This is a genomic window from Arthrobacter zhangbolii, assembly GCF_022869865.1.
GTDB classification, from domain to species: domain Bacteria; phylum Actinomycetota; class Actinomycetes; order Actinomycetales; family Micrococcaceae; genus Arthrobacter_B; species Arthrobacter_B zhangbolii.
The window spans coordinates 478,910-496,924 of sequence record NZ_CP094984.1 but is presented as its reverse complement, the minus strand read 5'-3'; the positions used below and the strand labels follow the sequence as shown (position 1 = coordinate 496,924).

At 67.5% G+C, this 18,015-nt stretch carries 20 protein-coding genes; all 20 read right to left on the bottom strand.

The genetic code is table 11. From position 1 onward, the window contains the following. Positions 1–28: 28 nt before the first annotated feature. Positions 29–1,051 (bottom strand): hypothetical protein, encoded by a 1,023-nt coding sequence (locus MUK71_RS02420; RefSeq protein WP_227929416.1) that lies wholly within the window; start codon positions 1,049–1,051, stop codon positions 29–31. Next, complete coding sequence (locus MUK71_RS02415) at positions 1,026–3,083, bottom strand: flagellar biosynthesis protein FlhA (RefSeq protein WP_227929415.1); 2,058 nt, start codon at positions 3,081–3,083, stop codon at positions 1,026–1,028. Before MUK71_RS02415 ends, MUK71_RS02420 begins: the two co-directional genes overlap by 26 nt. Further along, positions 3,080–4,207, bottom strand: a complete 1,128-nt coding sequence (locus tag MUK71_RS02410; protein WP_227929414.1) for an EscU/YscU/HrcU family type III secretion system export apparatus switch protein — start codon at positions 4,205–4,207, stop codon at positions 3,080–3,082. The genes MUK71_RS02415 and MUK71_RS02410 overlap by 4 nt, the downstream gene beginning before the upstream one ends. Then, on the bottom strand, positions 4,208–4,966 hold the full coding sequence (locus MUK71_RS02405; RefSeq protein WP_227905170.1) for a flagellar biosynthetic protein FliR: 759 nt from the start codon (positions 4,964–4,966) through the stop codon (positions 4,208–4,210). It lies immediately after the preceding gene. Further along, a complete protein-coding gene (gene fliQ, locus MUK71_RS02400; protein ID WP_227905168.1) occupies positions 4,967–5,242 on the bottom strand; it encodes a flagellar biosynthesis protein FliQ in 276 nt (91 codons plus the stop codon). It abuts the gene before it with no gap. After that, positions 5,242–6,096 (bottom strand): flagellar type III secretion system pore protein FliP, encoded by an 855-nt coding sequence (fliP, locus tag MUK71_RS02395; RefSeq protein WP_227929413.1) that lies wholly within the window; start codon positions 6,094–6,096, stop codon positions 5,242–5,244. The genes fliQ and fliP overlap by 1 nt, the downstream gene beginning before the upstream one ends. Next, complete coding sequence (gene fliO / locus MUK71_RS02390) at positions 6,093–6,602, bottom strand: flagellar biosynthetic protein FliO (protein ID WP_227929412.1); 510 nt, start codon at positions 6,600–6,602, stop codon at positions 6,093–6,095. Before fliO ends, fliP begins: the two co-directional genes overlap by 4 nt. Then, a complete protein-coding gene (gene fliN / locus MUK71_RS02385) occupies positions 6,602–7,300 on the bottom strand; it encodes a flagellar motor switch protein FliN (protein ID WP_227929411.1) in 699 nt (232 codons plus the stop codon). The genes fliO and fliN overlap by 1 nt, the downstream gene beginning before the upstream one ends. Positions 7,301–7,304: 4 nt before the next feature. Beyond that, positions 7,305–8,189: a flagellar motor switch protein FliM gene (locus tag MUK71_RS02380; protein WP_227905159.1), complete on the bottom strand. Its 885-nt coding sequence runs from the start codon at positions 8,187–8,189 to the stop codon at positions 7,305–7,307. A gap of 74 nt (positions 8,190–8,263) precedes the next feature. Next, on the bottom strand, positions 8,264–9,076 hold the full coding sequence (locus MUK71_RS02375) for an OmpA/MotB family protein (protein ID WP_227929410.1): 813 nt from the start codon (positions 9,074–9,076) through the stop codon (positions 8,264–8,266). Next, complete coding sequence (locus MUK71_RS02370) at positions 9,073–9,885, bottom strand: motility protein A (protein ID WP_227905154.1); 813 nt, start codon at positions 9,883–9,885, stop codon at positions 9,073–9,075. Before MUK71_RS02370 ends, MUK71_RS02375 begins: the two co-directional genes overlap by 4 nt. Then, positions 9,885–10,250, bottom strand: a complete 366-nt coding sequence (locus tag MUK71_RS02365; RefSeq protein WP_227929409.1) for a flagellar FlbD family protein — start codon at positions 10,248–10,250, stop codon at positions 9,885–9,887. The genes MUK71_RS02370 and MUK71_RS02365 overlap by 1 nt, the downstream gene beginning before the upstream one ends. 208 nt (positions 10,251–10,458) lie before the next feature. Further along, positions 10,459–11,649, bottom strand: a complete 1,191-nt coding sequence (locus tag MUK71_RS02360) for a flagellar hook protein FlgE (RefSeq protein WP_227905149.1) — start codon at positions 11,647–11,649, stop codon at positions 10,459–10,461. A 42-nt stretch (positions 11,650–11,691) separates the two neighbouring features. After that, on the bottom strand, positions 11,692–12,201 hold the full coding sequence (locus MUK71_RS02355) for a flagellar hook assembly protein FlgD (RefSeq protein ID WP_341482045.1): 510 nt from the start codon (positions 12,199–12,201) through the stop codon (positions 11,692–11,694). Positions 12,202–12,215: 14 nt separating this feature from the next. Then, the gene (locus MUK71_RS02350) at positions 12,216–13,895 is read right to left on the bottom strand and encodes a flagellar hook-length control protein FliK (protein ID WP_227929408.1); all 1,680 of its coding nucleotides are present in this window, start codon (positions 13,893–13,895) and stop codon (positions 12,216–12,218) included. Further along, the gene (locus tag MUK71_RS02345) at positions 13,892–14,587 is read right to left on the bottom strand and encodes a C40 family peptidase (RefSeq protein ID WP_227929407.1); all 696 of its coding nucleotides are present in this window, start codon (positions 14,585–14,587) and stop codon (positions 13,892–13,894) included. The genes MUK71_RS02350 and MUK71_RS02345 overlap by 4 nt, the downstream gene beginning before the upstream one ends. Continuing rightward, complete coding sequence (locus tag MUK71_RS02340; protein ID WP_227905141.1) at positions 14,584–15,018, bottom strand: flagellar FliJ family protein; 435 nt, start codon at positions 15,016–15,018, stop codon at positions 14,584–14,586. The genes MUK71_RS02345 and MUK71_RS02340 overlap by 4 nt, the downstream gene beginning before the upstream one ends. Next, on the bottom strand, positions 15,019–16,350 hold the full coding sequence (locus MUK71_RS02335; RefSeq protein ID WP_227905139.1) for a FliI/YscN family ATPase: 1,332 nt from the start codon (positions 16,348–16,350) through the stop codon (positions 15,019–15,021). Next, a complete protein-coding gene (locus tag MUK71_RS02330) occupies positions 16,347–16,958 on the bottom strand; it encodes a FliH/SctL family protein (protein WP_227929406.1) in 612 nt (203 codons plus the stop codon). Before MUK71_RS02330 ends, MUK71_RS02335 begins: the two co-directional genes overlap by 4 nt. Next, on the bottom strand, positions 16,948–17,991 hold the full coding sequence (fliG, locus tag MUK71_RS02325; protein ID WP_227929439.1) for a flagellar motor switch protein FliG: 1,044 nt from the start codon (positions 17,989–17,991) through the stop codon (positions 16,948–16,950). Before fliG ends, MUK71_RS02330 begins: the two co-directional genes overlap by 11 nt. Between the last annotated feature and the right edge of the window lie 24 nt (positions 17,992–18,015).

Genomic DNA, 18,015 nt, shown 5'->3' with positions numbered 1-18,015 from the left:
GCGGCACCATGGGTGCGCGGGCGGGCAGCTACAGCACCGGTGAGGGTGAAGGCTCGCCGTCGAGCCAGCCGATCGGCAGGTTCAGCGCGTTCACTGACTGAGGTGTTCCGGTGGTGTCGATGCCTTCAACCGCCGCGGCGTCCACCGGGACGGCGTTGCGTACCGCCCCCACCCAGGCGGCCGTATCCTCGGGCTTGCGGCCGGCGTCCACGGCTACCCACACCTGGTCTGCAGCCAGTGCTGCGATCAGGGTGGCGTGCCGGCCCATTTCGGTGCCGGACCGGCCCAGCCCGTAGGCAAGATAGATGCTGTGCCCGGCCATCACGCCGGCGGCACGGGCCGTGGCCACAGCCCGGCGGTCTGCCGCCCGGCCCACACCCTCGGTCTCCAGCGCACCGGCAACCCGGACCGCGGCAGCACCGCTGCCCGCGAGTTCGGCCATGGACCGGCAGACTTCCAGCGGCTCATCCCCCAACCCCACCACCATGACCAGATCACCGGCATTGCCGAGCGGGGCGGGTGCCTGCGGGATGGCGCGGCGTTCCGGCTCCAGGCCCTGGTTGATCCTGCCCTGGTTCAGCGGCGGCGGATACAGCCGGGCGGCGTCCGCCTTCGCGACTCCCGGCGCAGCCGGTGCCGGGGGCGCCTGTGCGGCGGGTGTGCCGGTGCTGGCGGAGATGTTGTCGATCAACTCAGCGAACGCGAAGGAACCGGTGGAGACCGCCGGAGCGGCGGGTCCGGCCGGCGCGGCAGGCGCAGCGGGATGCAGCGTGGACTCCGCCCGTTCGGCCTCTTCGAGCAGTGCCGAAATGCCGGCCCGTGCCGCGGAGGCCCGGCTGGGGAGGTCCGGTTCCACCGGAGCGCGGCGGCGGCCGCTGGGAGGCAGTTCCACCGTCACTTCATAGTGATGCCGGGACAGGAAGCCGCCTATCCCGCCTACCGTCACTTTCTCGGCAGCGATAATCCTTGCGCGCGGGCCGTGTTCGGCCAGCACCTTGGCCTTCAGCGCGTCCAGCGACGGCCCTTCAAGCTGAAATCGTCTCGGTTCCACGTACCACCCCTACAGTCTCGATATTGACATTACCTGCAGTGGCTTCCTGATAGGACAGGACAGGCAGTCCGCCGGTCTGGGATGTCACCAGCCGCCGGATGGCCGGGCGCAGGGCGGGTGCGCAGACCAGTACGGCGTTGTAGCCGGCATTCTCCGCTCCCGCGACGGCGGTTTTCAGCGAGCCGAGCACCGCATCGATCCGTGCCGGGTCCAGCAGGATCTGGCTGCCCTGGTCCGAGGGACGCAGCGCCTCGAGCATGGACTGCTCCAGTGCCGGGTCGATCATGATCACGCGCAGGACGCCGTCGGCAACGTACTGGGCGGCCAGGGCCGGTCCCAGGGCGGTCCGGGCTGTCTCGATCAGGCCCTCGGGATCGGGTGAGACCTTGGCCCGCAGCAGCAGCGACTCGTAGATGCGCGGCAGGTCATTGATCGGGATCTGCTCGGCCAGCAGTCCCTGCAGGACCCGCTGCACCTCGGCCAGCGAAAGCACGTTGGGCACCAGTTCCTCCACCGCGGAGGGGTTGACCTGCTTAACGCCTTCGGTCAGCACCCGTACGTCTTCACGGGTTAGCAGCCGTGCGGCGTTGGCGGTGATGACGGCGGACAGATGCGTCACCAGCACCGAAACCCGGTCAATCACCGTGGCGCCGGACATCTCTGCGGCATGCTGCATTTCCGCCGGTACCCATTTCCCGGCCAGGCCAAACACCGGTTCAACGGTGGCGGTTCCGGGCAGCCCCTCCAGGGCGTCGCCCAGAGCCAGGATCCGGCCCGCCGGCGCCTCGCCGCGCCCGGCCTCCACACCGGCAATCCGGATGACATAGGTGGACAGCGGAAGGTCCACGCTGTCCCGGGTACGGACCGGCGGCACCACAATGCCCAGGTCCATGGCGATCTTGCGGCGCAGCGCCCGGACCCGGGCCAGCAGGTCATCGGATCCGCCGGTGACAATATCCACCAGGTCCGGGGCAAGCATGATTTCCAGGGCATGCACCCGCATCTGCTCAATCAGGTCCTCGGTGGTTTCCGAGGTGGCAGGTGCGTCCAGGGCGGCCTGCGCCGCGTCCTTCTCCGCCTGCTCGGTTCCCTCACGGACCTTGATCCGCTGGGCCACCAGGATCAGCAGGGCGCCGATGACGATGAACGGAATCTTCGGCATGCCCGGAATCAGCGCCATGACGATGGCGGCGCCGCCGGCAATCATCAGCGCGTTGCGGGACTGCCCCAGCTGCGCGCCTGCAGTGGAACCCATGTCCGCTTCGGCGTTGGAGCGGGTGACGATCATACCGGTGGAGACAGCCATCAGCAGGGCGGGGATCTGGGTGACCAGCCCGTCGCCGATGGTCAGCAGGCTGTAGGTGTTCACCGCTTCCCCGGCGGACATACCGCGCTGGAGCATACCGATGGCGATGCCGCCGATGACGTTGATGATGATAATGATCAGTCCGGCAATGGCATCGCCCTTCACGAACTTCGAGGCGCCGTCCATGGCACCGTAGAAGTCCGCCTCGGCAGAGACCTCCGCGCGGCGTTCCCGGGCCTGGGTATCGGTAATCAGTCCGGCGTTCAGGTCCGCGTCAATGGCCATCTGCTTGCCCGGCATGGCGTCGAGGGTGAACCGCGCCCCGACTTCCGCCACGCGTTCGGCGCCCTTGGTGACCACCACGAACTGGATGACCACCAGGATCAGGAAGATCACCGCGCCGATGACCAGGGAGCCGCCCACGGCAACGTGGCCGAACGCCTCGATCACCTGGCCGGCGTACCCCTCCCCCAGCACCAGCCGGGTGGAGGCCACGTTCAGGCCCAGCCGGAACAGGGTGGCCACCAGCAGCAGGGACGGGAAGACGGAGAAGTCCAGCGGCTTGCGGACAAACATGGTGGTTAGCAGGATCACCAGCGCCAGCAGGATGTTGATGATAATCAGGATGTCCAGCAGCCCGGCGGGCACAGGCACCACCAGCAGCAGGATAATGCCAACGACACCCACCGGGACGGCGAGTTTCAGGAGGTTGCGGTTGCGGTTCATGACGCGGCCTTACGGTGTTGTGGGGTGGTCACTGGTTCGGGCGGGGCTGCCGCCATGGTGTGCATCCCGTACGCGGCGCCGCGCCGCTTCAGGGACATCACGAACGCCAGCACGCGGGCCACGGCGTTGTAGAGTTCCACGGGGATTTCGGCATTCAGTTCACAGGCGCTGTGCAGTGCGCGGGCCAGGGGAATGTCCTGGACCATGGGGACGCGCTGCTTTTCGGCTTCCTCGCGGATGCGTGCGGCAATGTTGTCCGCACCCTTGGCCACGACCCGGGGCGCCGATTTGCCCGGCTCGTATTTGAGGGCCACCGCCACGTGGGTGGGGTTAACCAGCACGACGTCGGCGTCCGCCACGGCGGCGATCATCCGGTTCCGGCTCATCGCCAGCTGACGGGAACGCCGCTGCGATTTGATCAGCGGATCACCTTCGGAGTTCTTGTTTTCATCCTTGACTTCCTTTTTGGTCATCCGGGTTTTCTTCCGGTTGCGCTTCATCACCACAAAAATGTCCGCCGCGGCCAGCACCAGGCCGGCGGCTACGGCTGTCTGCAGCAGCAGGGCGGTGCCGCCTCCTGCCGCTTCCAGCACCGCGGCAACCGGCAGGCCGCCGGCGGACATCAGGACCGGCATCAGCTGCTGGATTACGGCGTAGAGCACCAGTCCCACAACGGCGGTTTTCAGCAGTGATTTCACACCGTTCCACAGGGCCTGCGTGCCAAAGACACGTTTGAGCCCCTTGACCAGGTCAAACTGCTCGAACTTGCCCTTGAATTTCTTCACGTGGATACCGCCCTGCACCGCAGCGGTCAGCAGCACAACGGCGGCCACCACCCCCAGCATCGGCCCCAGGATGTAGCCCATGGCGCCCAGCCCCTCGGTCATGATGGCCAGGGCCAGTTCCGGGTCCGGGTTGGCGGTAATGGTGGACACGCCGTCGAGCATTTCCCCGCCGGCAGAGGAGCCGCGCGAAATGGTCAGCGGCATCATCATCGCCGTGGCGCCCACCCCCACCCAGGCGGTGAGGTCATCGGAGCGGGAGAGCTGGCCCTTGGAACGGACATCCTTCATCCGTTTTTGGGTGGCCTGCTCTGTCCGTTCCCCTGAGTCCGGTTCCGGCATCTACTCCACCCCCGTCACGGCGCGCACAATGGTGGAGACCAGCGAGGAGACAATCCGGGGCAGGGCCAGGAACACCATCGAGGCAAGGGTCAGCGTCAGTAAAATCTTGAGCGGGAAGCCGAGGGCGAAGGCGTTCAGCGCCGGGGCGACGCGGGTGAGCAGCCCCAGCCCGGCGTCGGCCAGGAACAGGACCACCAGCAGCGGGCCGGCAATCTGCACCGCGGCCAGGAACATCTGCGAAACGGCCGTGACCATGGCGGCCGCCGGTTCGCTCAGGTCCACTCCCCCGGTCAGCGGCAGTGCGGTGAAGCTGCGCAGCAGACCGCCGATGATGAGCTGGTAGCCGTCCGAAGCGAAGAGCAGTGCCAGGGCGGTGATCTGGAAGACGCGGGTGAACTGGGCGCCGTTGACCATGGACTGCGGATCGAAGGCCTGGGCCAGCTGGAAGCCGCCGAACGTATCGATCAGGTTGCCGGCGGACTGGACGGCGGAAAAGACCACCAGCACCAGGAAGCCAAGCAGCGCCCCGACCAGCAGTTCCAGCACCAGGGCCATAAAAAACGCGCCGGTGCCCAGTGCGCTGTAGCCCTGGCTGACCTGCGGCGCCACCGCGAGGGCAAGGCCGAGGCCGAGCATGGCCTTCACCCGGGCGGGAAAGGCGTTGTAGGAAAACGGCGGGGCGATCACCAGGAAGGCGACCATCCGTACCGACGCCAGCAGGAACGCCTCGATCCAGTTCTGGTCAAGGGTGATATTCACTTAGCTGCCGCCGAGCAGGGACGGAATCCTGGCGAACATTTCGTGGGTGAAGGACACTATTTCCGAAATCATCCAGTGCCCGCACACCAGCAGGGCGATTCCCACGGCCACGGCCTTGGGCACAAAGGAAAGCGTCACTTCCTGAATCTGGGTAATGGACTGCAGCAGCGAAATGGCGAAACCCACCACCAGTGCCGTGATCAGTACCGGCGCTGAGAGCTTCGCGGCAACCCACAGCCCTTGCAGTGCGATGTCCAGGACGGCATTTGTATCCATCAGGTGCCGCCCTGATAACTGTTGATCAGCGAGGTAATGATCAGGCCCCAGCCGTCCACCAGGACAAACAGGAGGATCTTGAAGGGAAGCGAGATCATCACGGGCGGAAGCATCATCATGCCCATGGACATCAGGGCCGCAGCCACCACCAGGTCGATGACCAGGAAGGGAATGAAAATGACGAAGCCGATAATGAACGCCGCACGCAGTTCCGAGATCATAAAGGCCGGTATCAGCGTGGTCAGCGGCACCGACTCCGGGTTCTCCGGGTTCTCCTGTCCCGCAGCCCGGGTCATCAGCGCAATGTCCTCTTCCCGGGTGTGGGCGAGCATAAACTGCTGCAGCGGTCCGGAGCCGGTGTCCAGGGCGGAGTCGAAGTTGATCTCGCCGTTGAGGTAGGGCTGCACCGCGATGGAGTTAATCTCGCTGATCACCGGCGCCATGATGAACAGGGAAAGGAACAGGGCCAGCCCGGCGAGCACCTGGTTCGGCGGGATGGAGGGCAGCGAGAGCGCGTTGCGCGTCATCGCCAGCACCACGAAGATCTTGGTGAAGGAGCTGAGCATCAGCAGCAGTGACGGCGCCACGGAGAGCAGCGTGATGCCGATCAGCGTGGTGACGGCCGTGGAGGGTCCGCCGTCCTGGCCGTTGATGTCGATGCTGAGTCCGCCGTCGTTCGGTTCGGCGGGGGCTGTCGGGTCCTCCGGCGCCACCGGCGGCGCGGGGTCCAGGGTATTGGCGTGACCGGCGGCGGCCCCGAGCAGGAGCAGGGCGGCGACGGCGAAGAGCAGTGCCGCGGCAATGGTCAGGGCGCGCAGGAGCGGAGCCGTGCGCGTTGTGGCGGCGGTGCTCACCCTTTGCGTCCGCGGCTGCGCAGGACGGCACCTGTCTGGCGCCAGGTATCCGGCGAGAGGATGGAACCGCTCAGCGGGGATTTGCCGGGAGTAACCCCGGGCAGCGCATGCGCACCGCGGGCAGCGCGGCGGGTGTCAGCGGTGTGCCCTGCCGGCACGGGTGCGTACGGATCACGGCTGATGCCGTCCGCTCCTGCGGCCTTCAGCGACGCCGCGAAACCGGCGTCGGGCGCGGCAGCGGTGTCCGGTGCGGGTTCAGGGGCATCCGCGGTGTGCAGCACGTTCACGGACCCTTCGGTCACGCCCAGAAGGAAGCGCTGGCCGCCGGTTTCCAGCACCACCACGGAAGCCTTCGGCGTGATCGGCTGCCGGCTGATCACCCGGACTTCCGGCTGGCTGGCAGCCGAACCGTTGGTGCGGGCGAACCGGCGCTGGAGCCACCACAGCAGGCCGAGCACGGCGCCGAGGGAAACCAGGACACGGAGTCCCAGAAAGAGGGTTTCCACTAATTGAGCCCCTCAACCACGTCCAGGATCTTGGTAATGCGCACCGCATAGTCCTGGTCAATGACCACTACCTCGCCGTTGGCGATGAGGCGTCCGTTCAAAAGAATGTCGGCGGGTGCTCCGGCGGAGCGGTCCAGTTCCACCACGCGGCCGGGTTCCAGGTTCAGGACGTCGCGGACCGACATCCGGGTGTGGCCGATTTCCACGGTCAGGGCCATCTCAATGTTGTTGATGCGCCCCATTTTGCCCACGATGGAGCTGTCCGGGGTGGCCCCGGCGGCACTGCTGTCCCGCAGCCGGATGGCGAACCAGCCGGCGGTGCCGTCCGGGGAGCGCAGTTCGAAGACGGCGGTGGCCGGGTCCGCGAACAATGCGGCGGCGTCTTCGGTGCGGGCCTCGCCCAGGACACCGACGCCGAGCGTGGCGCTGGCGGCTTCCAGCGAGGGGCGCAGCACGTCCGCCGCGGAAACCAGCGGGGAATCGGTACCGGCAACGTCGGCCAGCGGTGAGGAGCTGTCCAGGATCAGGGCCAGGTCCGCGGACTCGGAACCGACGAAGGAGGCGGTGACGGCAGCAGCGGTGTGCGCCGCCGGCACCCCGGCACCGGTGTGCGGGATCGGCTCCAGGACAATGGGGGTGGGCAGGCCGCGCACCAGGGCGGAAACGGCGTCGGCGTGCAGGCTGTGGGGGCTGGTCATAAGGTTAGTTCTCCTCGATGCTGACGATGCTGCCGGCCAGCCGGGAGCCGCTGGCTCCGACGGCTGCCTGGGCCAGGGTCTGACCGTCTACGGTCACGTTCAACGGGCGGTGGCGCGGGTGTCCAAGGTTCAGGACGTCCCCCACGGCAAGGTTTAGGACCATGGCGGGCTTCACCACGATGGGTTCGAGCTGCAGGCACACCTTGACGGGCACGTGCGCCATCTGCAGCTGGACAAGTTCGGCGGGGGTGGCGGTGCTGGTTTGTGCGCCCAGCGGATCCAGCTGCGGGAGCAGGGCCGCTGCCGGAATGGCCACGGTGGCCGGGGCGGTGGTTTCGCCCACCGCCATGTCGAAGGTCGCCACGATCATGGGATCGCCGGATGCCGCCGCCTGGGCGAACTGGGAGTTGTACTGCACCGATGAAAGTGTCAGCGGGGCCGTCAGGAGGTGGCCGAGGGAATAGTGCAGGTCCTCAACGGCGTCGTCCATGATCTTGCCCAGGAGGGCCTGTTCGATGTGGGTGAACTTGCGGTCCGGCGCGGTCTGGAAGCCGGTGCCGCCGAGCATGTGTCCCACCCAGGACAGCGCTGCCGCCACCGGGAACTGGATGACGGCCTTGGCCGGAATGCTGCCCATGTTGAACAGCACCATGCCGGTGTTGTCCGGCAGGGACGCAGCGTATTCGTCATAGCTGAGGACCTGGACGTCCTCGGAGGTGACCTGCGAGAGCACACGCACCTTGGCAGTGAGCTGGGTGCCCCACTGCCGGGCGAAGGTATCGAAGGCCATTTCCAGCACCCGGGCATGTTCGCGGGCGAGGGTGGTGGGCCGGCTGAAGTCGTAGACCTCAACAGGCTTGGATTTGGAATGCGCAGCCTTTGCAGGCACGCCTAAGGAAGGTGATTCTTGGACCGTCACATTCCGCACTATCGGCAGCCGGGCCGGGCGCGTAAGCAGTGCTGCTAGGTGCCTGCCGTGGCATCGCGCTCGGCCACAATACCGGGAATCAGCGAGCGTACGTCCTCGCTCTGCCCGGACAGCACCACTATGTCCACCCGCCGGTTCTGGGCCAGCTCCGCCGCCGTCAGCCCGGGGGTCAGCGGACGCGATTCGCCGTAGCCCACGGCCTTGATGCGGTCCTGGACCACTCCACCCTGGGACACGAGGTAGCGCAGCACATTGACCGAGCGGGAGGATGAAAGCTCCCAGTCCAGGGCATTGTCGGCAAACTGGCGCACCTGGGCGGTGTGCCCCTCAACGGAGACCTGGTAGGTGGTGGGTGCCAGTGCCGGCCCCACGGTATCCAGCACCCGAACGGCCTCGCCGGTCAGGTCCGCCAGATCCGGGGCGAAAAACATTTCGGAGCTGACCAGGCGGATGGTCAGGCCGCGTTCATCCATCTCGAAGCGGACGGCGTCTTCCAGGCCCTTTTCCTGCAGGCCGGCATAGATAGCGTCCTGCAGCGCGGTCAGGTCATCGACTTCCTTGGCGGCCAGGGCCGCATCGGGTTCAATGACCTCCTCGCTGTCCACCTTGTCCGGAGGCACCACAATTCCGACGGCGGTGTCCACGGTGTTGGTTTCCTCGGCACCGAACCCGGTGGCCAGGGACTCCTTGAGCTGGGCGAACTTCTCCGCGTCCACGCTGGACATGGCAAACAGGACAATGAACATACACATCAGCACGGTGACCATGTCCATGTAGGAGGCCATCCAGCGTTCGTCCGGGTGCTCGTCCTCCTCCACTTTGGGGCGGCGCCGTTTGCTGGCGCTCACGCGGCGTCCTGCACCTTATCGGCGCTGTCGCCCTTTTCCGCCTTCTCAGCCTTGGTGCCCAGGGCATGCGCGGGCACCATGGCCCGGAGCCGTTCGCCCAGAAGCCGCGGCTGGCTGCCTGCCTGCAGGGCGAGGACGCCTTCCATCAGCAGGGTCATTTCCTCTGCTTCCAGGTCCGCCAGGCGCTTGAGCCGGGCGCTGATGGGCAGCCAGATGAAGTTTGCCGACAGCAGGCCCCAGAGGGTGGCCACAAAGGCAGTGGCAATCATGGGCCCCAGGTGGTCAGGGGTGGAGAGGTTCTCCAGCACGTGGGTCAGGGACACCACCGTGCCGATGATGCCGACGGTCGGCGCGTAGCCGCCCAGGCTGTTAAAGAATTTGACCGGGATTTTGTCACTGGCGGTTTTGGTGGCCACTTCATCTTCGAGCAGCATCCGCAGTTCCTCACCGTCGGTGCCGTCGGCAATGTTCTGCAGTGCTGTGCGCAGGAACGGATCCTCCACTTCGGCGGCGTCCTGCTCCAGGGACAGCAGGCCTTCGCTGCGGGCCTTCTCGGCCAGCAGGACCACCCGGTCAATGGTCTCCTGCGGCTGCGGCGTTTTTCCCATAAACGCCCGCGGCACGGCCTTAAAGGAGATCAGGAAGTCCTTCAGCGTTCCCCCGGCCAGGCCAACGGCAATGGTTGCGCCGAAGACCAGGATCATCGGGGCCGGCAGCAGCAGTGCGGAGACGTGGGCGCCTTCGAGGGTGATCATGGCATAGAGCGACCCGAAGGCCAGGACTAAGCCGATAATTGTTGCTGGATCCATTAGCTGTTCCTAGGGCGAAGGGGCACTGTCTTGCCGCCAGACGTACTGTCCCCGGCTGTTTTGTCACCGGTTTTGGCACCGGTTTTGGCACCGGTTTTGGCACCGGCCGGCTCCGCGGAGAAAACCTCCGGTACCAGGCCCAGACCGGGCCGTTCATAAATCTGCGGGGGAATGTCGCGGGCCATGGAAATCACCTGCGCCCGGTAAGCCGCAATGCGGTCAATGACCTCCTGCAGGCTTTCCGTCACGATGTATTTCGAACCGTCGACCATAACCAGCGTGGTATCCGGATTGACATGGATCCGCTCGATCAGGTCAGGGTTGATCGCAAACTGAGCATCATTGAGACGCGTAAGTACAATCATTGCCCCGTCCAGGTTCGGTTCCGCAGGACTCAGATAGGTCCTCACCCCTACTTTCGGCCGGAATGCCGCCGTCGTTAGGAAGACCCGGCAGCGGCACAGCGGGAACAACGACGCCGGGGCGCGCACCGCGGGCGTCCGGCACGGGTTAAGCGCCAAACGGCCCCGCTGCACACCGTGCTGCGGAGCCGTTCACCCTCAGGGGGCGGGATTAGCGCTTGAGGTTGGTGAGTTCCTGCAGCACTTCATCGGAGGTGGTGATGATGCGGGCGTTGGCCTGGAAACCGCGCTGGGCAACAATCAGGTTGGTGAATTCCTGCGAGAGGTCCACGTTGGACATTTCCAGCATGCCGGATCCGATTCCGCCGCTGCCGGCATCGCCGGGGCCGGTGATGACGGCGTTGCCGGAGTTCACCGTGGCGGTGTAGCCCGAGTTGCCGGCCTTCTCCAGGCCGGCAGGATTGGTGAAGGTGGCCAGGGCAATACGGCCCAGGGCGATCTTGGACTCGTTGGTGAAGGACCCGATCAGGGTGCCGTCCTTGGCGATGGAGAAGGACTCCAGGGTGCCGGCACTGCGGCCGTCCTGGCCGGTCACCGAGGCGGTGCTGACACCGGCGTAGCTGGTCAGCGCCGCCAGATCCACGGCCACGCCGCCCACCGTGAAAGTTTTGGGATTGTTGGTGGACTGCTTGCCGTTCTCGAAGCCGAGCGTGACAGGGGCATCGGTTCCGTCGGCCGAGACCGTCCAGCCCTCGCCGGGTGCGCCCGAGGTGCCGACCCGGGTGAAGGTCATGGTGACCACGGAAACATTGCCGTTGGCGTCGTAGACATTCATGTCCTTGACCACTGAGCCGCCTGCGGGGGTTTCGGAGGGCAGGTTGCCGCCCATGGTGGCCGTCTTGGTGGCGGAGGCCGGGGAGATGGCGCCGTCGGGCAGGGTGATGTTGCCTACCGCACCGCCGGTGTTGATGTTACCGGCGGCATCGGCCGTCCAGCCCTGGACAATGCTGCCGTCGGTGGAGACCAGCCGGCCGGCGGCGTCGAGGTTGAACGCACCGGAGCGGGTGTAGGTGGTCTGCGCTCCCTGGCGGGTGATGAAGTAGCCGTCGCCGGAAATCATCAGGTCCTCAGCCCGTCCGGTGGACTGGGCCGAACCCTGGGTGAAGTTTGTGGTGATACCCGAGACGAGCACGCCGAGGCCCACCTGTGCCGGGTTGCCGCCGCCGTTGTTGGCGCCGGGAGCAGTGGCGCCCTGGGTCAGCTGAGAGAGGGTGTCCTGGAACTGGACGGCGGTGGCCTTGTAGCCGGTGGTGTTGACGTTGGCGATGTTGTTGCCGGTGACGTCGAGCATGGTCTGGTGTGAACGGAGTCCGGAGATGCCGGAGTAAAGGGAGCGAAGCATGGCTGGCGCCTTTCAGCTTGGGTGGTGCCGGGAGGTGGAGGGTTATGCAGTGGCTGGTGCGGGAACTGCTGCGGGGACCGGTGCGGTGTCTTCCGGAGTCCCTGGTGTGGCGTCCGGTGCTGTTGCCGGCGGTGCGGCGGCAGCTGTTGAGACGACGCCGGAGATGCTGTCCAGCTGGATGTCCACGCCGTCGACGTTGACGGTGGGAACACCGGCTGCGTAGGACACGGAACGGGCGATTCCGGTGACGGACTCCCCTGCTTCGTTGGTGTAGGTAACGCTCTGGCCAATCAGCGCTGCCGCGGCGATGCGCATCTGGAGGGAGAAGTTCTCTTCATCCATCTTGGCCATGGCGGTGAGCTGTTCCATGGATGCCAGCTGGGTGGTCTGGGCGATCATCTCGTTGGTGTCCATGGGCGAGCTGGGATCCTGGTTGCGCAGCTGGGTGACCAGCAGATGCATAAAGACCTCGCTGTCCAGGGTTTGTTTGGGCGCGCGGGTTGCTGCGGCGGTGTTTCCGCCGCCGATTGCCGCTATTGCGTCAACGGGCACAGTGGTCTCCTTTTCTAGGCCAGGAAGTCGATGGTTGAGGCCGTGCCGGTAAGTCCGGGACGGAACGTGCGGGGGGCGGTGTCTGCCTCGGGCCGGCGCGGGCCGGGCGGAGCATCTGTGCCGGTTCCGGGCCGCGGTTCCCCGTCACCGCGTTCGGTGCCTTCCCCGCCCGGGGAATCCTGTGAGGACAACGAAAGGTTGGCGCTCATCCCGGACCCGGCCAGGTCACGGCGGAGATCGGTCAGCAGGGTCCGCAGCGCATCGCGGCCGGCATCGGAGGGGGCGAAGAGTTCAATCCGCACACCGTCAGCTCCCACATGGGCACGGACGGTCACCGGGCCAAGGTTTTCCGGGGTGACGCTCAGGGTCATGACATGCTCACCCTGCTGGGCGGTCGCGAGGCTGAAAAGCGGCTGCGACACCTGGTTCAGCAGCGGTGCGGCAGGAGCCGGAGCGGGCGGCGTGGCGGCCGGGGCAGCGACGATCTGCGGCGCGGCCGTCTGGGGAAGGGGGACGGCGGCAGGTACAACCGGCGCGACGGCGGGAGCGGAACCTTCCGGTGACACCGCTCCGGCCGCAACAGCTCCGCTGGCGTCGGTGCCGGCCGCAGCCGAGAGCGTCCCGGCGAACGTGGTGGAGGAAGCAGTGATGGAGGAAGCCGTGGTGGCAGCGGCGCTGAAGCCGGTACCGGTTCCTGCGGCGGCCGCGGCCTGCCGGGACACCGGCTGCGCTGCTCCCGGCGCAGGGTCCTGCAGGCCCACGGCGGACAAGCCGACGCCGCCCGGCGCAGTCTGCGCAGCGGCACCGGGAAGGGTGCCGGGAAGGGTGCCTGCCGGGGTGGCGGTGCCCTGCATGGGCAACACCGGAACGGCGTTCCCGGCAGCGGGGATGCCGGACGTTGCGGCGGCCGCCCCGGTGCCCAAGGGCGCTGGCGGTGCAACGACAGCTGACGCTCCGGAAGACGCGGCAGCGGATCCCGCAGGGCCGGCGGCTGAGGCGAACCCGGCAGCGCTGACGGCACCGGCCGTACCGATGGTCGCGGCGGTGGCGGCGGAGGCGTGGGTGGTGGTTGCAGCTGAAGTGGCCTGAGCCGCGGTGCTGTGCCCGGCTGGCACTCCGGTTTCTCCGGAGGTGGGCCCGGCAGGGGCAGCGGCTGCGACGGCGGACATCTCTTCCCCTGCAGTTGCGGTCCCTGCGGCTGCAGCACCGGAGGATGAACCGTCCACCGGGGACAGGGACAAGCCGGGCAGGCTGCTCCCGGCCAGGCCGGCAAACGCCGTGGCCAGGGCGGCGCCCCCTGCGGTTTCCACCGTCAGGGAAGCACCGTTCAGGGAATTATCCGCCGGAGACGCGGTCGCGGAATCTGCAGCAGCAGCCCGGGCAGCATCGGACCCAGCGTCGCACTGAGCGGCACCAGTTCCAGCGGCACCAGTTCCGGCGGCCACGGTTCCGGCGCCGGCGTACCCCGGATCCGAGGCGGAAGGTGTACTGCCGCCACCCGCACTGTCGCGGGATCCGGCGTCGTTGCGCTGGCCCGCCTTGTCGCTGCGGCTGGTGGCGTTGACGGCGTCCTCGAGTGAGGAGCCAAAACGCTGTGCGCCATCCTGCGAAGCGGACCCCGTCCGGGTGCCGGTCAGTGCGGAATCCCGAACCGTGGGGACGGCAGGCCGGAGGAGCCCGGCGGCGGCACTCATGCTGCCGAACCCATCAGTGCGGCCTGCGCGGCCCGGGCGGAGGCAACCAGGTCAGAAATGCCCGGAACACCGGCTCCGCCGGGAGCCGAAAGGAATCCGGCGGCCCCCGCAGTCTCAGTGGGCAGAATGCGCCGGATGGTGGTGATGTTGGAATCGTTTTCCCAGGCATCCCGGATGGCGATGGTCTGGCCCGGCTGCGGGGCGTCCACTGCCTTTCCGTTGCCCAGGTAGATGGAGACGTGGCCGCCGTCGTGGCTGAAGATCAGGTCACCGGGCTGGGCCTGGGCCAGGGAGGCCACCTCGGTTCCGGAGTTCATCTGGTCCCAGGTGACGCGGGGAAGCGTGTAGCCGAGATCCTTGTAGACATTCTGTACAAAGGAGGAGCAGTCCAGCCCCTGAGCCGGATCGTTGCCGCCCCAGATGTAGGGCAGGCCAAGGTACTTCTGCACGGCGTCGAGCACTTTGCCGTCCGCTGCGGCACCGCCGGCGGCGGCACCTGCGGCCGCTGCAGTCCCGGCAGTTCCGGTTGCCGCCGCAGTCAGGGAGGACAGGGTGGAGGCGAACTCCGTATCCGTTCCGGTGACGGAGGACGTCGTACCGAGCACAGCCGTTTTGGGACCCGCGGCGCCGGAGAGCTGGCTCAGCGTGCTCCGGATTTCCTCGATCCGCCCCAGGGCGTCAGTCATACTCATGAGTTGGCTTCCTTCTGCCGGCGGTGCCAGGCTGTGCCGGCAAGTTCATCCAGGATGGTTTGTTCTGCGCGCAGGTTCTCGGCGGCTTCGGCCTCGGCGTGCTTGCCCTGCAGTTTTTCCAGGCCCACGGACCGGGCGCGGGCGGCGGAAAACTCGGCACGCGCGGTTTCCACCTCGGCGGTCCGTTGGGCGCCCAATGCGTTCAGGTCCGCGAGCATGCTGCGGGAGGAGGCGCGGGCGGCGGCAATGGCGTTCATGGTGGCGGCGTCCACCGCGTCAGTGTTGGAGGTTTCCAGCGAAGCGTAGGCCTCGACGCGGGCCTGCCGGGCTTCCCGGTTCCGGGCGTTGGCGGCCGAGAGTTCACCGGCTGCACGGTCCTGCTGCAGCTGGCGCAGGCGAAGCAGGCCGGCCAGTGGAAAGGCACGGGACATTTAGGACACCCCCAGCATCCGGGTCAGTTGGTGCAGCTGCGCCCAGGCGGTTTCCGCCGGGGTCTGTTCATCCATCCGCTGCTGCAGGAAAGCGTTGATGGCGTCTTCGTTATCCACTGCCGCGTCCACCAGCGGGTTGGAGCCGCGCTGGTAGGCGCCGACGTCGAGCAGGTCCTGTGCCGCCCGGCGCGCGGCCATGACCCGGCGCAGGGTGGAGGCCGCGTCACTGCGTTCGCGCGGGTTCACCCGGGAGGCCACCCGGGAGATGGATGCCAGGGCGTCCACGGACGGGAAGTGGCCGGAGACGGCCAGCTTGCGGTCCAGCACCACGTGGCCATCCAGGATGGACCGGGCACTGTCGGCAATGGGCTCGTTGTGGTCATCGCCGTCCACCAGCACGGTGTACATGCCGGTGACCGAACCGCGCTCGCCCGTGCCGGCACGCTCCAGGAGCTGGGCCAACAGGGAGAAGGTGGAGGGCGGATAGCCGCGGGTGGCGGGCGGTTCGCCCACGGAAAGTCCGATTTCGCGCTGGGCCATGGCCACGCGGGTCAGGGAATCCATCATCAGCATTACGTCGGCGCCGCGGTCCCGGAAGGATTCGGCGATGCGGGTGGCCACAAAAGCGGCGCGCAGGCGCATCAGCGCCGGTTCGTCCGACGTCGACACCACCACGATGGAGCGGGCCAGGCCCTCGGCACCCAGATCGTCTTCGAGGAACTCGCGCACTTCCCGCCCGCGCTCCCCTACCAGGGCAATCACGGACACTTCGGCGTCCGTGCCGCGGGCAATCATGGACAGCAGTGAGGACTTGCCGACGCCGGAGCCGGCGAACAGGCCCATGCGCTGGCCGCGGCCCACAGTGGTGAGCGTATCCAGTGCCCGCACGCCCAGCTGCAGCGGGGTGTCGATCCGGGTGCGGAGCATGGCGGAGGGGGTTTCGTGGTCCAGCGGGACCAGGGCTTCGATGTCCAGCGGGCCCTTGCCGTCAATGGGCCGGCCCAGGCCGTCCAGCACACGGCCGAACAGTCCGGTGCCGGTGGGAACCAGCAGCGGGGTGCCCTTGGACCGGGCCGGAGCGCCGGCGGTCAGGCCGGTGAGCCGGCCAAACGGCATGCAGCGGACGCCCTCGCGGGTGGCTGCCACTACCTCGGCGTCCACGGCGGAACCGGGGTCGCCGATGGACACCAGGTCACCGACACCGCAGTCCAGGCCGGAGATTTCCACGCTGAGGCCGAGCACGGAGGACACCCGGCCAACCCGCTGCGGGGCGGCGGTGCGGAGGGCGGCGGCGAAACCGGCGCTGCGGGGCCGCCAGGCGGTGGCGGTCATCCGGCATCCTCAAGCAGGGCGCGGCGGGCGCGCTCAATGGCTCCGCTGAGGGAGGCATCCAGGTAGCCGTTGGGGAACTCGGTCACGGCGTCGCCGCGCTGCAGGCCGGCGTCGCCAACAAAATCCACGCGGGCACGGCGGAGGGTTTCTTCGTCCAGGGCGGCCAGGTCCACCGGATGCATCCGCACCCGCTGGACGAGGTCGGTGTCCACGCCTTCCAGCGCGCGGGCCAGGGCCGCGCGGGCGGAGGCTTCGTCGTCGGCCAGTTCGCGGCGCAGCAGGGCTTCGGCCAGTTCAATGGCCGCAGCGGCGAGGGTGTCCTGCATGTCCGTGATCAGGGCGACGGTGCGGCCTTCAAGGCTGAACACCGCGGCGTTCAGGGCCGCGACGGTGCGGTTCACGCGTTCCTGCCCGCGGCGTACTTCATCCTCATGCTGCTCGCGCAGGGTGCGGCGCAGCAGCTCCGTATCGGCGGCGGCTGCGCGCAGGCCGGCAGCATACCCGGCGGCGTGGCCGCGGGCCTCCACCTGTGCATTGAGCTGTTCCTCGTCGGTGGCGCCCAGCGCGGTGTAGACGAGCCGGGAGAACGTCTGCTGCTCAGTAGACATATTCTTCCTCGTCCGCGTGGTGCACCTCGATGATGCCCTGGGCTTCCATTTCGCGGATGGCCCGGACAATGTTGGCGCGTGCCTCTTCCACCTGCGAGAGGCGGGCGGGGCCGGAAACCTTGATTTCGTCGTCGAGCAGTTCGCGGTTGCGCTCGGAGACGTTGGTGCGGATGGCGTCCAGCACCGCTTCGGTGGCGCCCTTCATGGCCAGTGCCAGGGTCCCGACGTCGATGCCGCGCAGCACCAGCTGCACGTCCCGGCGTTCGAGCTTGACCAGGTCGGCGAAGGTGAGCATCCGGGAGCGTACTTCCTCGGCAAGCTCCGGATCGCGTTCCTCGAGTGCTTCCAGCAGTGCGCGTTCAGTGACGGCATCGGAGCGGTTGATGATGTCCACCAGCGGCTGCACTCCGCCGATGGCATCGGATGCCTCGCGGGCAGCACCCAGCGCGGAGGCACGGGACTTCAGCGTTTCGGCGACCACCCGCACGGCTTCGGGCGTGGCCCGGGCCATGGTGGCGATGGCCTGCGCAACGTCGGTACGCAGTTCGGCGTTCAGGCCGGTGAGCACCGCGGAGGCACGCTGGGGGCGCATGTGCGCCAGGACCAGGGCGATGGTCTGCGGCAGTTCCCCGTCCAGCAGGGAGATCACCTGGTTCGGTTCGGCGCTTTCGAGGAATTCGAAGGACTTGCCGGCCATGGAGGACGCGAGCCGTTCCATCACACCGGAGGCACGCTCCACGCCGAAGGACGCTTCGAGCAGGCCCATGGCGACGTCGCGGCCGCCGTGGGCACGGCGGCGCCCGTCCACGGTCATGTCGTAGAACTCGTTGATGGCCTTCTCGGCCAGCCCGGCGTCCACCCGCTTGAGCCGCACGATCTCCGCGGCAATAAGCTGCGCTTCGGCCTCGGTGAACTGCTGCATCACCACTGCGGCGCGGGAGGTCTCCAGCTGCATCAGGACGACGGCGGCTTTCTGGATCCCGGTCAGTTCCTTGGTTTCCGGCGCGACGGCGGTGCCCAGCGCTAGCGGCATCCCCACCGGGGCGGTGGCAAGCTC

Coding starts and splice junctions, on each gene's coding strand:
- MUK71_RS02340 (WP_227905141.1), bottom strand. CDS start 15,018: ATGTCCCGTGCCTTTCCACTGGCCGGCCTGCTTCGCCTGCGCCAGCTG.
- MUK71_RS02370 (WP_227905154.1), bottom strand. CDS start 9,885: ATGGATCCAGCAACAATTATCGGCTTAGTCCTGGCCTTCGGGTCGCTC.
- MUK71_RS02365 (WP_227929409.1), bottom strand. CDS start 10,250: ATGATTGTACTTACGCGTCTCAATGATGCTCAGTTTGCGATCAACCCT.
- MUK71_RS02350 (WP_227929408.1), bottom strand. CDS start 13,895: ATGAGTGCCGCCGCCGGGCTCCTCCGGCCTGCCGTCCCCACGGTTCGG.
- MUK71_RS02345 (WP_227929407.1), bottom strand. CDS start 14,587: ATGAGTATGACTGACGCCCTGGGGCGGATCGAGGAAATCCGGAGCACG.
- MUK71_RS02410 (WP_227929414.1), bottom strand. CDS start 4,207: ATGCCGGAACCGGACTCAGGGGAACGGACAGAGCAGGCCACCCAAAAA.
- MUK71_RS02415 (WP_227929415.1), bottom strand. CDS start 3,083: ATGAACCGCAACCGCAACCTCCTGAAACTCGCCGTCCCGGTGGGTGTC.
- fliN (WP_227929411.1), bottom strand. CDS start 7,300: ATGACCAGCCCCCACAGCCTGCACGCCGACGCCGTTTCCGCCCTGGTG.
- MUK71_RS02335 (WP_227905139.1), bottom strand. CDS start 16,350: ATGACCGCCACCGCCTGGCGGCCCCGCAGCGCCGGTTTCGCCGCCGCC.
- MUK71_RS02330 (WP_227929406.1), bottom strand. CDS start 16,958: ATGTCTACTGAGCAGCAGACGTTCTCCCGGCTCGTCTACACCGCGCTG.
- fliG (WP_227929439.1), bottom strand. CDS start 17,991: ATGCCGCTAGCGCTGGGCACCGCCGTCGCGCCGGAAACCAAGGAACTG.
- fliQ (WP_227905168.1), bottom strand. CDS start 5,242: ATGGATACAAATGCCGTCCTGGACATCGCACTGCAAGGGCTGTGGGTT.
- MUK71_RS02360 (WP_227905149.1), bottom strand. CDS start 11,649: ATGCTTCGCTCCCTTTACTCCGGCATCTCCGGACTCCGTTCACACCAG.